Raw genomic sequence first — 12,576 nt, 5'->3', positions numbered from 1 at the left:
GCCCCGGCGCCCCGGGCGCGCTGGCAGGGGGCCCCCGCTGCATTGGTTTAGGTAATTAATGCCCGGCGGCCCCTACCCCTTCCAAGACACGACCCCGGCGGGGGCGCCGGTTGCGGCGCGCCCCCCCGCGTCCCACCCCCCGGGCGGCACCGCCGACGGGCCGAACGCCCCCGCGCGGCGCGCGGTCCGGCGCCGCCGGCGGATCGCCGCGGTGTTCCTGTTTCCCGCGCTGTTGCTGCTGGGCGCCCTCGTCGCGTACCCCATCGTGTTCTCGGTCATCCGCAGCCTGTACGACGCCTCGGGCGACACCTTCGTCGGCGCCGACAACTACACCGCGATGTTCCAGGACCCCGCCACGCTCCGGGCCATCCGCAACAGTGCGATCTGGGTGGTCTTCGCCCCCGCGCTGCTGACCGGACTCGGCCTGGTCCTCGCGGTCCTGACCGAGAAGATCCGCTGGAAGACGGCGTTCAAGCTGCTGATGTTCATGCCGATGGCGATCTCCTTCCTCGCCGCCGGCATCATCTTCCGTCTCGCCTACGAGCAGGATCCGCAGCGCGGTGTGCTCAACGCGGTCACCGTCGGCATCCACGAGAGCGTCCAGGGGAAGTCCACCTCCTTCCCGACCGCCAAGGTGCGTCTCGGCGACAAGCAGCTGACCAAGGCCCATGACGGCTCCTACCGGACGGCGCACCGCACCGGCCCCGGAAACACCGTCAACCTCGGTCTGGTCGGCGTCGCGCCGAAGGACATGCCGTCCCAGGCGCGGCCCGCCGCACCGGCGGCCCACTCCCGGGCCGCCGACGGCGAACTGCGCGGTGTGGTCTACCTCGACTTCACCCCCGGCGGTGGCGGCAAGCCCGGCAGGGTGGACCGCGGCGAGCGCGGGCTACCCGCGCTCGCGGTCGAGGCGGTCGACTCCCACGGCAAGGTGGTGGCCACGGCGACCACCAAACCGGACGGCTCCTACCGCCTGGCCCATCTGGCCCCGGGCTCCTACGCCGTCCAGCTCCCGGCGAAGGACTTCGCCCCGCCGTACGAGGGCATCTCCTGGCTCGGTCCGGCGCTCATCACGCCCGCCATCATCGGCGCCTACATGTGGATCTGGACCGGCTTCGCGCTCGTCCTCATCGGCGCCGGGCTCTCCTCGATGCCCCGGGACGTCCTGGAGGCGGCCCGGATGGACGGCGCCAATGAATGGCAGGTCTTCCGCCGGATCACCGTTCCGCTGCTCGGGCCGGTGCTGGGCGTGGTGTTCGTGACGATGGTGATCAATGTGATGAAGGTCTTCGACCTCGTCTACATCATCGCCCCCGGTCCCGTACAGCAGGACGCCAATGTCCTGGCCCTACAGATGTGGCTGGTCTCCTTCGGCGGCGGCAACAACCAGGGACTCGGCAGCGCCCTCGGCGTACTGCTGCTCCTCCTGGTGGTCCCGGCCATGGCCCTCAACATCCGACGTTTCCGCAGGAGCCAGTCATGACCACCGCGCAAGGAACCGCGGCCCCCCGCAGGAAGGCGGCCGCACGGCCGGCCAGGTGGCTCAGCCGCGGCGTGATCCAGGTGTTCCTGCTCGTCGTCGGTCTGATCTGGCTCACCCCGGCCGCCGGACTCTTCCTCTCCTCGCTGCGTACGGAGGAGGCGAACGCGAGCAGCGGCTGGTGGACCGCGCTCACCACACCCGGCCAGCTGTCCCTCGACAACTACACGTCGCTGCTGAAGGATTCCGGCATCGTCCAGGCATTCTGGAACACGGTGCTGATCTCGGTGCCCACCACCCTGGCCGTCGTGGCGATCGCCGCGCTGGCCGGATACGCCTTCGCCTGGATGGAGTTCCCGGGCCGGGACTGGATCTTCCTCGTGGTGGTCGCCATGCTGGTGGTGCCGGTCCAGATCGGACTGCTGCCGGTGGCCAAGCTGTTCGGTGCGCTGGGGCTGTTCGGCTCGATCCCCGGCGTGGTGCTCTTCCACACCGCCTACGGTCTGCCGTTCGCCATCTTCCTGCTGCGGAATTACTTCGCGGAAATCCCCAAGGAGATGCTGGAGGCCGCCCGGATGGACGGCGGCGGGGAATGGCGGATCTTCTCCCAGCTGGTACTGCCCCTGGGCCGGCCCGCCATCGCCAGCCTCGCCATCTTCCAGTTCCTGTGGGTCTGGAACGACATGCTGGTCGCCCTGCTCTTCGCCGACAACGAGTCACAGCCGCTGACCGTGGCCCTCCAGTCGCAGATGAGGCAGTTCGGCAGCAACATCGGGGTCCTGGCGCCCGGTGCATTTCTGTCCTTGATCGTGCCGCTGATCGTGTTCTTCGTGTTCCAACGGCATTTCGTTCAGGGCATCATGGCCGGTTCGGTCAAATAACCGGTCCGGTCACCTGCCCGGTCCGGTGGACCGGGCCAGGAGGGGACGGCGCGCGACACATGGCAGCATCGTGTCGCGCGCCGGGCCGTCTTGCGACGGTGCACGGCGGGCCGGCGGAGGGCGGAACTCCGACCCGGCTCCGCCGTCCGAGGCTGCTGCATTATTCGCTCGTCACCGGTACGCGCCCGGGCTAGGTTGACGCGATGTCCGAACTGCGCACCGAGCGCCTGCTGCTCCGCCCGTGGCGGGAGTCCGATCTCGGCCCCTGGGCCGCGATGAACGCCGATCCCGAGGTCCGGGCGCACTTCCCCGAGGTGCTCACGCCAGAGCAGAGCGCGGCATCCGTCGCCGAATTCCAGGCCGGTCTCGCCGACCGCGGCTGGGGATGGTGGGCGCTCGAAGTGCGCGCCACCGGGGAGTTCATCGGGTTCGCCGGTCTGGACCCGGTGGATGAGGAGATGCCGTTCACCGGAGTGGAGGCCGGCTGGCGGCTGGCCCGTTCGGCGTGGGGGCACGGGTATGCCACCGAGGCCGGCGCGGCCGCCCTGGCCTTCGGCTTCCGCACCCTCGGCCTGCCGGAGATCCTCGCGGTGACGACGACCACCAACCTGCGCTCACAGGCGGTGATGCGCCGCCTCGGCATGACCCGCGACCCCGCCGACGACTTCGACGATCCCGAGGTGCCCGACGGCCCGCTGCGCCGGAACGTGCTGTACCGGCTCGCCGCCGGGGACCGGCGGGCCGCCGAGCGGGGGTGAGGCCGGCCGGCCCGCGCCCGTCAGGGAAGCGACGGGGTCGGGGAGCCGGTTCCGGCCAGCGTCTCCAACCCGGCGGGCAGCGCCCCGCTGTGGAGCACGCCGAGTCGCTGGGTCGCCCGGGTGAGCGCGACGTACAGATCGCTCGCACCGAGTTCCGCCGGTTCCACCACCATCACGGAGTCGAATTCCAGGCCCTTGGCCTGCCGCGGGCCGAGCAGCACCACCGGACGGGTCAGGTCCGGGGAGGGTCCGGCGGAGGCGTCCGGGAGGGCGGCGGCCAGGGCCTCGTGGTGGGCGAGCGGGGCGATCACCGCGAGGCGGCCGTCCTGGTGGCTCTCGCGTGCGACCGCCTCGGCGGCCACCCGCGCGAGGTCGTCCGTACGGTGCGCCCACGGGCGTACCCCGGTGGAGCGGATCGAGCGCGGCGGCGTGAAGGAGGGATCGGCGGACCGGGGCACCTGCGCCGCGACCTCCATGATCTCGGTCGGCGTACGGTAGTTGACACCGAGCCTGACGTGCTCCCAGCGGTCGCCCACATAAGGCGCGAGGATCGCCTCCCACGAACCACAGCCACCGGGCTCGGCGGTCTGCGCCGGATCGCCGACCAGCGTCATCGAACGCGTCGGGCAACGGCGCATCAGCAACCGCCACATCATGACGGACAGCTCCTGTGCCTCGTCCACGATGATGTGGCCGAACGCCCAGGTCCGGTCGGCCGCGGCGCGTTCGGCGGCGCTGCGGTGGTCGGCCTCCTCGTGCCGGTCGGCGAGCAACTCCGCGTCCACCAGGTCGTGCGCGGCGAGCACCTCCGACTCCTCGTCGTCGCGGTCCTCGAACTCCTGGGTGCGCGAGCCGTAGGAGAGGTCGAGCACGCCCTGGGCGTAGTCGATCAGCTCCTGGCGCTCCGCCTCGGCCGCGGCACGGGCCGCCGAGGAGTCCTCGCCGAGAAGCTCGGCCGCCTCGTCCAGCAGCGGCACGTCCGCCGGGGTCCACTCCCCGTCCACCCGTCGGATGGCGTCCGCATCGGCGTCCGGGAGGTGTACGGGCTCGGCGAGGAAGTCGGCGACCAGCTGTTCAGGGGTGAGCTCGGGCCACAACTCATCGATGGCGTCGTGCACTTCGGCGCTGGTGGCGATCGCCTTGCCCAGCTGGGCGATGTCGTCCGGGCCGAGGAAATTCGGCCCGCCGAAGGGATCCGCACCGATCCGGTCGACCAGTTGCTCGGTGAGGGCGTCGATGACGCGGAAGGCGAAGTGCGGGCGGGCGAGATTGTGCGGCAGCCTGGTCTCCCGTGCCCGGCGCCGCGCCTCCTGTGCCAGGTCCGCGTCCAGCCGCAGTTCGCCGTCCTCATGGTCGATCACGATCACGGAGCCGGGCAGGGCCTGCCGGTCGCGGACGGCCGCGGCGAGCGCGTCGGCCATCGCCGCCCGGCCCTTGACCTCGGCGGCTTCGGGGGTGTCGGTTCCGGTCGCGGTGACGCCCGGGAAGAGTTCGCCGGGCGTGGCGAGCAGCACTCCGGTCTCGCCGAGCGAGGGCAGCACCTCCGCGATATAGCTGAGGAACGCCGGGTTCGGCCCGACGATCAGCACGGCCCGCCGGGCCAGCTGTTCACGGTGCGCATAGAGCAGATAGGCGGCGCGGTGCAGGGCGACGACGGTCTTGCCGGTGCCGGGGCCGCCCTCCACGACGAGGATGCCGTGGTGCGGGGCGCGGATGATGGCGTCCTGCTCGGCCTGGATGGTCTGCACGATGTCATGCATCCGCCCGGTGCGCGCCGCGTCCAGTGCGGCCAGCAGGACGGTGTCCCCGTCGGTGCCCTCGTGCCCGGTCCGTACGGCGTCGGCGAGGTCCATGATCTCGTCGTGCAGCCCGGTGACCCGCCGGCCCTCGGTCGTGATGTGCCGCCGGCGGCGCAACCCCATCGGGGTGTGTCCGGTGGCGAGGTAGAACGGGCGGGCGACCTCGGCCCGCCAGTCGATGACGAGCGGGGTACGGTCCGGGTCGTCGCGCCGGATACCGATCCGGCCGATGTGGTGATCGCGGCCGTCGCGGAATGCCAGCCGACCGAAACACAGGCCATTTTCCCCGGCGTTGAAGGCGGCCAGCAGACCGGACTGTTCGGCCACCAGGACATTGCGCTCCAGCCGCATCTGGGCGTGGTTGCCCGCCGGCGACTGGACTGCGGTGTGCACCGCCGTCTCGGCCAGGTCCCGTAGTTCGGTGAGGCGGTCATAGAGCAGGTCGATGAATTCCTGCTCGTGCTGCCATTCCTCGTTTGACAATTCAGCTCCGCTCGGATATAGTTCGGTATGTAGGGTGAGTTTGCGATGTGAATTCGCAAAACACAGAAGCCCTCAATATACCCAGAGAAATACCCCGGCCGTCAACTCGGTCCGGGGTATTTCCTTTTGTCCGGCAGGAGCTCCCACGGGAGCCGCCGGTGTCAGCTTCCGCTTTTCAGCGCAGCGACACCGGACGGCCCGTGGTGGTGCGCCGGATCACCAGGTGTGCGCGACGTCCACGATCAGCTCGTGACCGGACTGCTGCACCCGGAACGGCAGCTTGGCGCGCACGCCCAGACCGACCTGGGTCTGCCCCTCGAAGCTCGCCCCGAACTTGGTGTCCTTGAACGTGCGGTATCCGGCGAGCTTGACCCCCGGCAGCGGCTTGCCGGCCGTCGCGGCGTAGGTCTGCTTGCCGGTCGCCGGGTCATGGCTGGGCGCGGACACGAAGACCTCAAGGATGGCGCCGCCGTTGACCGGTATCTTCTCGCCCGAGCCGTCCTGGTGGAACGCGTCGACATAGCCGACGTGGTAGCCGACCTTGCCGGTCGCTCCGCCGATGTCGAAGACCATCCGGTCGTAGCAGGCGTTCCGGCTGGTCTTGACGTTCTTCAGCGGCGCCGCGTTCGCGTCCGTGGCCGACTTGTTGCCACTGCCCCAGACGGTCGAACAGGCCGTGGCCGGGGCGGCTTCAGCCACCGGGCCGGTCGCGGCCCCGGCCACCCCGGCCGTGCCCGCCACCCCGACGCCCGCCAGCACGAACGCCGCGGCCACTGTCCCCAACCGTCGCATCACTTACCTCCTGAGAAGAGCCTGTGTACAGATGCGTGCGGTAGGACGGGCGCGGGGGCGGGGACGTTGTGCGCCGGTCCGTATTTGGCCGACGAAGGAGCCATGTTGTCGCGAAAGCGGAGGTACTGGCACCGGGCGCCGGCCGTCCCAGAGGGCCGTCAGACGTCGACCACGTCCACGGTCACCCCGGCGCGACGCAGTGCGGCCAACTCCTCGGCCGGGATCCCGCGATCGGTGACGACACGGCCGTAGTCACCGATGTCGCCGTACACGTGCGTCGCGGTCTTGCCGAACTTGCTGTGGTCCACCAGGAGCAGCGACCGCTGCGCGCACTCCAGCATGGCCTCCTTGATCTCGGCGTACTCACGGATCGGGTGGAAGAGGCGGCCGCCGAGCACCGACACCGCCGACATCACCGCGAGGTCGGCGCGGATCCGGCCGAGGCCGCGCAGGACGTCCGGGCCGACGCAGGAGCCGAATTCGCCGCGGTAGCGACCGCCCAGCAGCGTCACCTCGGTGCCCGGAGTCTCGTCGAACAGCCGGGCCACACCGAGGGAGTTGGTGACCACGGTGACCGCTTCGGTCCGGGCGATCCGGGCCGCCAGCGGGAAGACGGTGGTGGAATCGTCCAGCACGACGGTGCTGCCGGGCCGGATCTCGTCGGCGACGGCGGCGCACAGCGCCTCCTTCACCGCGTGATTGACGCCGACACGGAAGCGGGTGGCGGTCTCCATGGTGAGGCTCGGAAAGGGCGCGGCCCGGCCGCGTTCCTTGCGCAGCAGCCGGCGTTCGGCGAGCTGGTCCAGATCGCGGTGCATGGTCGCGAGGCTGACCCCGAAGTGTCTGGCCAGGTCGTCGATGCGGACTTCACCGTGTTCGACGACATGGGCCAGTACGTCCTGCCGTCGCCGGTCGACCTCGGCCAGCGACGACCGTGTGGAAGCCATCGGGGCCGCCCCTTTCCGGTCGGACAGCGGCAGCGGCTACCGCTGCGGGTAGATGACGGCCTTCACGGCGCTCGCGTCGTGGGTGGCGACGGTCAGTGCGCTCTCGGCCTCGGCAAGACCGTAACCGTGCGAGACCAGCGAGTCGAGCCGGACCGCACCCGACGCCACCAGGGCCGTCGCGGTGGGCCAGGTGTGGGCGTAGCGGAAGGTGCCGGTCAGTTCCAGTTCGTGGCTCTGCACCCGGCTCAGCGGGAGCGGGACCTCGTCCCCGCCCATGCCGACGAGGACCACCCGGCCGGCCCGGCCCACCGTACGGATCGCCTCGCCGCTCACCTCGGGGACGCCGGAGCACTCCAGAAGGACGGTGGGGGTGTAGCCGGCTTCGCGCAGCGGGGTGGCCGAGACGTCCAGGGCGGTGGCGCCGGCGGCGCAGGCGAGGGCGAGGCGGCGCGGGAGGACATCGGTGACCATGACCTCCCGTGCGCCGAAGGCCCGTGCCGTCTGAGCGGTCACCAGGCCGATGGGGCCCGCACCGGTGATCAGGACACGGTCGCCGGGGGCGACGCGGGCCTTGCGGCAGGCCCACACGGCCACGGACAGCGGCTCCAGCAGTGCGGCTTCCTCGATGGTCAGGCAGTCCGGGACCTCGTGGGCGAAGTCCTGGTGGACGGCCAGGTATTCGCAGAAGGCGCCGTCCACCGGCGGCGTGGCGAGGAAGCGCATGTCCGGGCAGAGGTTGTAGCGGCCCGGACGGCATTCACCGCAGCTGCCGCAGGGGGTGCCGGGCTCGATGGAGACGCGCCGGCCCATCCGGCGGGTGTCGGCGCCCGGGCCGCAGGCGACGACCGTGCCGGCCGCCTCGTGTCCGAGGACGAGCGGCTCCCGTACGACGAAGTCGCCGATGCGTCCGTGCCGGTAGTAGTGCACATCCGAGCCGCAGGTCCCGACCGCCTCGACCCGGACCAGGACCTCTCCCGGGCCGGGCTCGGGGACGGGGCGTTCGGCGAGGCTCAGCTGCCCGGGTCCGTGGAGGACGGCGGCGCGCATGGTGGCGGGAATCCCGGATGTGGCGGTCATGACGGGCTCACGGCTCCCTCGGGGTGTGGCGATGTGGAGGGGACGTCGCGCGATCCGGTGCTGGACCGGCGAGCTGCCGCGTCGCCCCTTGGCTTCAGCACGGTACCGCCTCTTTTCCTATCAGAGGAGCCTTGACTTCTCACAAAATGTGAGACGACTTGCGCCGGCTCACCGTCCGCACGGCGCATCGGTGCGCCCTCCCCCGTCCCCTGGTAAAGATCCGCTCCCTTGGCGAGCCCATGAGCAGCTCCGTCCGCCGCCGGCCGATACGGACACCGCGCACCGGCCCCGCATCGCCCGGCCGCGGCCGCTCCCGCTTCGCCCGCCTGGGCATACCTCCCGCCCTGACCTGGGGTTTCGTCGGAGTCCTGCTCTTCATGACAGGTGACGGGGTGGAGACCGGCTTCTTCTCGAAGTACCTGCCGACCACGGTCTGGCCAAGTACGGGCTGCGCGGCTTCGGTTACCCCTTGTTCGCCCACGGCTTCCTGGTGTGGGTCACCGCGGCGACCCCACCGCAGCGGCTGGGAACGGCGGTCGGCTGGTACTGGTTCGCCTTCACCGGCGGGCTGCCGACCCTCGGCTCACTGGTCGCCAGCGCCACGATCCCGCTGGCCGGCTCCTACGGACGTGGTGGATCGCGCTCGGCCTGGTGGCACTCGGCGGTCTGCTCGACCTGCTGCTGGTGCGGGAGCCCACCGGCCGGTCCAGTATCGCCCCGGAGGGCGGGAATCCACTCAAGACGCTCGCGGGCAGTGTCTCGATCATGCGACGGCGCCCGCGGGTGGCCGTCGGCGCCGCGGTGCGTGTCTTCAGCACCGGCTCCCAGTTCGGCTTCCTGGTCTGTCTGCCGTTCTTCTCCACCGAGACGGTCGGCTTCAGCACCTCGGCCTGGCTGCGGCTGCTCAGCGTGATGAATCTGGGGGCCGGCGCGAGCACCTTCGCCGGACCGGCCGTCGTCGCCGTCGCCCTGGGGCCGGTCGGGGTGCAGGGCATCGCCTGGATCTTCGCCCTGCTGCATCTCGCCACCGCGGTCGCGATCCGATTCCTCGAACCCGACCCGGAGTTCACCGCGCCGGCCCCCGGACCGTCCAGCGCGCCGGCGGTCGACGAGGCGGGGGTTCCCGCGGGCCGTCACTGAGGGGCCTCGCCGCTTCGCTCGCCGACCGGCCGGGCACGTACGGGCGGGGGTGGGCCGGCCGCGGTCCGTACGTCCGGAGATCGGCGAGCGCCCGGCGATCAGGTCAACTCACGCTGTCTCGCGGGCAGTTCGACCGGTCCGGTGGCACGGCGTGGGGCCCTGCCGAGTGCAGCGGGCGGAAGTAGTGGGTGAGCGCCCAGACGCCGATGCGGCTGCCGGCATGGCAGCCGACGACGTCCGCGGTGCGGAAGTGGATCCCGGCCCAGACCCGGGCGTTGATCATGTCCTCGTTGAGCTGGGCGGCCTCGTCATAGTGGCGGGTGGTGCCGGTGATCTCAGAGGGGACGTTGAGGTCGAGGTGCGTGGTGCCGAGGATCCCGGTCAGGGTCCGGGTCACGGCGCCGGCGACCGTGGTGTGGCCGCTGAGGTAGTCGGGGTGCGGTGGGGTGACGAGCAGCGGCTGCCACTGCGGGTCGGCGTCGGTCGCGGGGTTGCCGTCGGTGTCGGCCAGCTGGACGGCGGTGATCGGACGCCAGAATCCGTAGTGGAGTTTGGCGTCCCATGCGGTGATGACGGCGTCGGTTGCCGACATGTTCGCCGCGGCGAACAGCCGTGCCGTCTCCGCGATGTCCAGGTGGTGCCGGGCCGTGTGGTCCCGGAACGCCGTCTGGAACTGCACCGCCAGGTTGCCCCCGAAGAACAGGGCGGTGTTGGTCTGCTGCGGCGTGCGGGTCGAACCGGTCCGCGCCCCCAACATCTTCACCTCGTTCACGTCCCGGGCATAGCGGGCCGAGGACAGAGCGGGCGGCCCGCCGGGACGGAACTGGGTCGGGGAGGTGAGCAGCAGGGGGCGCAATACGGCGAGCCAGGGGTCGATGAAGGGCTGATGGGCCGGCGGGGTGGGCCGCCAGACACCGGGCGCGGGCGCCGCGGTGAACTCCACCGGTGCGAACCGGCCGTCGTCTTCGCGCAGCGCGATGAGGTGGCCGGCGGCGCGCTCCCCGAAGGCCACGCCCTGCCGCTTCGCCCGGCCGTCGGGGATCTTCGCGAGCGAATCGGCGTACGCGGCATCGAGCGAGGCTTGGGAGGCCGGGAAGTAGGTGAGCAGGACGCGATGTGCGGCGGTCACGGCGGCCGCCTCGGGCGAGGCCGTGACGGGGCCGCGCGCCCGCCACTTGTACGGGGCGTAGGTGCGCTGGATGCCGACCACGGCGTTGTAGACGGCGGCCGAGACGAAGCCGTGCCAGATGACGACCTGTCCGGAGGGGCGGGTGGGTCCGAGGTTGGCGCTGATGGTGTCGGTGGCGATGACGTTCCAGTCGCGGATCGCCGCGGGGTCCGCGGCCGGCGACCGGTGGTTGCCGGCGGTGGCCGTGGGGCCCGCCACGGCCGTGAGGGCGAGGACGAGCAGTGCGGTGACCGCGCCGATGACTGCTCGTCTGACCGAACGAGAAGTATCCATAACCGACTTAACCGCCGAACGGGTGGCGGGTCACGCCTCGGCACCGCCGGGCGCGCGTACGCCCGCGCACGGAAGTACCGCTCCTGGCACAGGCGGCGCGGGCCCCCGTCGTCCAGGGCGCATCGCGGTGCGCGGGGTGCCCGTGGACGTCCCGGCACAGCTCAGCCTGCCGCCTGTGCGACGGCGCGCTCGCGGGCGGCCGCGGCGCGCACCGGGTCGCCGAGCTGCTCCGCCAGCCGGGCCTTGGCCGACCAGTTGTACGGGCAGACCGGGCGCAGTTGGATACGTTCGCTGAGCAGCGTCCGGGCCAGCTCCGTACGGCGGGCACGGAGAGCGGCCTCCACGAGGGTCCGCTGGATCGCGTCCCGCTGGGCGTGGCTGCCGCCGAACCGGTGCAGCCGGTGGCGGACGGGCAGCAGCAGATCGGTGGCCCGGCCGTAGTCGTGCTGTCCGTAGGCGATCAGGGCGCGGCAGACGGGCAGTCCGATCTCGGCCGTCATGGCGCGGTTCGACCCGCTGGGCTCCGCCGCCACCCAGTGTTCCCGGTCCTCGACGAGGCGCTGTGCCTGGGCGACGCGTCCGGCTCCCACATAGGCCATCACCGCGTGTGCGTCGTTGAATGCGTAGTGGGGGCCGTCGCGCCGGTTCTCCCAGGCGTCGGCGAGCCGGGTCCACCGCGCGCTCTGTTCGTCCTCCGCCAGATACAGCCGCCACAACAGGGCGGCGGCATCGAGCAGTTCCATCGCCACCCCCGCCGACCGGTCGTGGTGCAGCGCCGCGTCATAGATCTCCAGTACCCGGGCGGTGTCGCCGGTCTCCAGGGTGAAGAGGGCGTAGTGCCACCAGTTGTGGACCGTGAGCAGGCTGCCCTGTGACCAGTCGCCGGTCCGGGCGTCGAGGAAGCGGATGCCGTCCGTGAAGCGGCCGCGCATCTCGTAGGTGTGCACCACGCCGTGAATCCCCCACACATCGTGCGGATGCCGCTCCAGGGCCGCCAGGCCGACCTCCTCGGCGCGTTCGTAATGGCCCGACTCCTCCAGGCCGAACGCGTACATGCCGAGCAGCGGACCGTGGTGGGGGTCGTCCTCGTCCCAGGCATCCAGGGCGCCGCCGACGCGGTCCCGCAGGCGCGCGGCGTCCCCGGTGAGGAAGTCGTGCTGATGGCCGGCGAAGAGGGCCAGCGCATCGCACGGGTAGGCGATGGTGAGGTCGCCGAGGATCCGGCCGGCGCCGTGCAGATCGCCGTCCAGCCAGGCCGTTGCGGCCGCGAGATGCATCCGCTCCCGCGGTGTCACACCGGCCGTGTCCAGACCGGAGCGGAAGCGGGCGAAGTCGTCGCGTGCCGCGGCGGCGTCCTTCTCCTCGGTACCCAGTACGCCCAGATACGCGGCCAGCGTCTGTCCCATCACCGACCGCGGCGCGGCGGCCAGTACCGACCGTGCGGACTCGGCGACCCGGGGCCGGAAGAACAGCAGGTCGTCCAGGGCCTGTTCGTAAGGGGCCAGGGCCTCGGGGCCGGTGTCACTCATCAGATGTCCGTGGCGGTCCGCTGTCATGGTGGCTCCTGCGGGCTGAGTGCGGGTCTCCCATCCTTACCCGCTTCGCGACCGGAGCCACGGCGGAAACGTCCGGTTCATCTGGGAAGACGCTGCGGGAAACACGTGCTGCCTAATGTCCCGTCATGGGCACCGGCCGGATGCGCCGTGCGGCCGACTTCGCCCGTCGGCGCGCGTGCCCACGCCGCACCACGCTCCCGC

At 71.4% G+C, this 12,576-nt stretch carries 10 protein-coding genes; 4 read left to right on the top strand and 6 right to left on the bottom strand.

The window, feature by feature from the left end; translation table 11 throughout:
• Positions 1-58 precede the first annotated feature (58 nt).
• From ACFWJW_RS13700 to ACFWJW_RS13690, 3 genes are all read left to right on the top strand, one after another.
• Positions 59-1,483, top strand: coding sequence for an ABC transporter permease subunit (locus tag ACFWJW_RS13700; RefSeq protein WP_387239370.1), 1,425 nt, complete (start codon positions 59-61; stop codon positions 1,481-1,483).
• A complete protein-coding gene (locus ACFWJW_RS13695) occupies positions 1,480-2,361 on the top strand; it encodes a carbohydrate ABC transporter permease (protein WP_387239367.1) in 882 nt (293 codons plus the stop codon). Before ACFWJW_RS13700 ends, ACFWJW_RS13695 begins: the two co-directional genes overlap by 4 nt.
• Before the next feature lie 203 nt (positions 2,362-2,564).
• Complete coding sequence (locus ACFWJW_RS13690) at positions 2,565-3,119, top strand: GNAT family N-acetyltransferase (protein WP_387239364.1); 555 nt, start codon at positions 2,565-2,567, stop codon at positions 3,117-3,119.
• Between the two features lie 20 nt (positions 3,120-3,139).
• Here ACFWJW_RS13690 and ACFWJW_RS13685 read toward each other — a convergent pair whose 3' ends face one another.
• The 4 genes from ACFWJW_RS13685 to ACFWJW_RS13670 all read right to left on the bottom strand — a co-directional run bounded on the left by ACFWJW_RS13685 (position 3,140) and on the right by ACFWJW_RS13670 (position 8,217).
• Positions 3,140-5,401 carry a HelD family protein gene (locus ACFWJW_RS13685; RefSeq protein WP_387239361.1) on the bottom strand — a complete coding sequence of 754 codons (2,262 nt, stop codon included), beginning with the start codon at positions 5,399-5,401 and terminating at the stop codon, positions 3,140-3,142.
• A gap of 216 nt (positions 5,402-5,617) precedes the next feature.
• Positions 5,618-6,193, bottom strand: a complete 576-nt coding sequence (locus ACFWJW_RS13680; RefSeq protein WP_387239358.1) for a hypothetical protein — start codon at positions 6,191-6,193, stop codon at positions 5,618-5,620.
• Positions 6,194-6,351: 158 nt separating this feature from the next.
• On the bottom strand, positions 6,352-7,140 hold the full coding sequence (locus tag ACFWJW_RS13675; RefSeq protein ID WP_387239355.1) for a DeoR/GlpR family DNA-binding transcription regulator: 789 nt from the start codon (positions 7,138-7,140) through the stop codon (positions 6,352-6,354).
• A 36-nt stretch (positions 7,141-7,176) separates the two neighbouring features.
• On the bottom strand, positions 7,177-8,217 hold the full coding sequence (locus tag ACFWJW_RS13670) for an NAD(P)-dependent alcohol dehydrogenase (RefSeq protein WP_387239352.1): 1,041 nt from the start codon (positions 8,215-8,217) through the stop codon (positions 7,177-7,179).
• Between the two features lie 651 nt (positions 8,218-8,868).
• Between ACFWJW_RS13670 and ACFWJW_RS13665 the strand changes: the two genes are divergently transcribed.
• Positions 8,869-9,357, top strand: a complete 489-nt coding sequence (locus tag ACFWJW_RS13665; RefSeq protein ID WP_387239349.1) for a hypothetical protein — start codon at positions 8,869-8,871, stop codon at positions 9,355-9,357.
• A 103-nt stretch (positions 9,358-9,460) separates the two neighbouring features.
• Here the strand turns inward: ACFWJW_RS13665 and ACFWJW_RS13660 are convergent, their stop codons facing one another.
• Both ACFWJW_RS13660 and ACFWJW_RS13655 read right to left on the bottom strand, forming a co-directional pair.
• A complete protein-coding gene (locus tag ACFWJW_RS13660; protein WP_387239346.1) occupies positions 9,461-10,819 on the bottom strand; it encodes a vanadium-dependent haloperoxidase in 1,359 nt (452 codons plus the stop codon).
• A gap of 161 nt (positions 10,820-10,980) precedes the next feature.
• Entirely contained in the window at positions 10,981-12,375 is a 1,395-nt protein-coding gene (locus ACFWJW_RS13655) for a tetratricopeptide repeat protein (protein ID WP_387239343.1), read from the bottom strand.
• Between the last annotated feature and the right edge of the window lie 201 nt (positions 12,376-12,576).

Source organism: Streptomyces sp. NPDC127097, from assembly GCF_042724075.1.
Classification (GTDB): domain Bacteria; phylum Actinomycetota; class Actinomycetes; order Streptomycetales; family Streptomycetaceae; genus Streptomyces.
The sequence above is the reverse complement of the archived record's forward strand: the minus strand, read 5'-3'. Positions and strand labels throughout refer to the sequence as shown.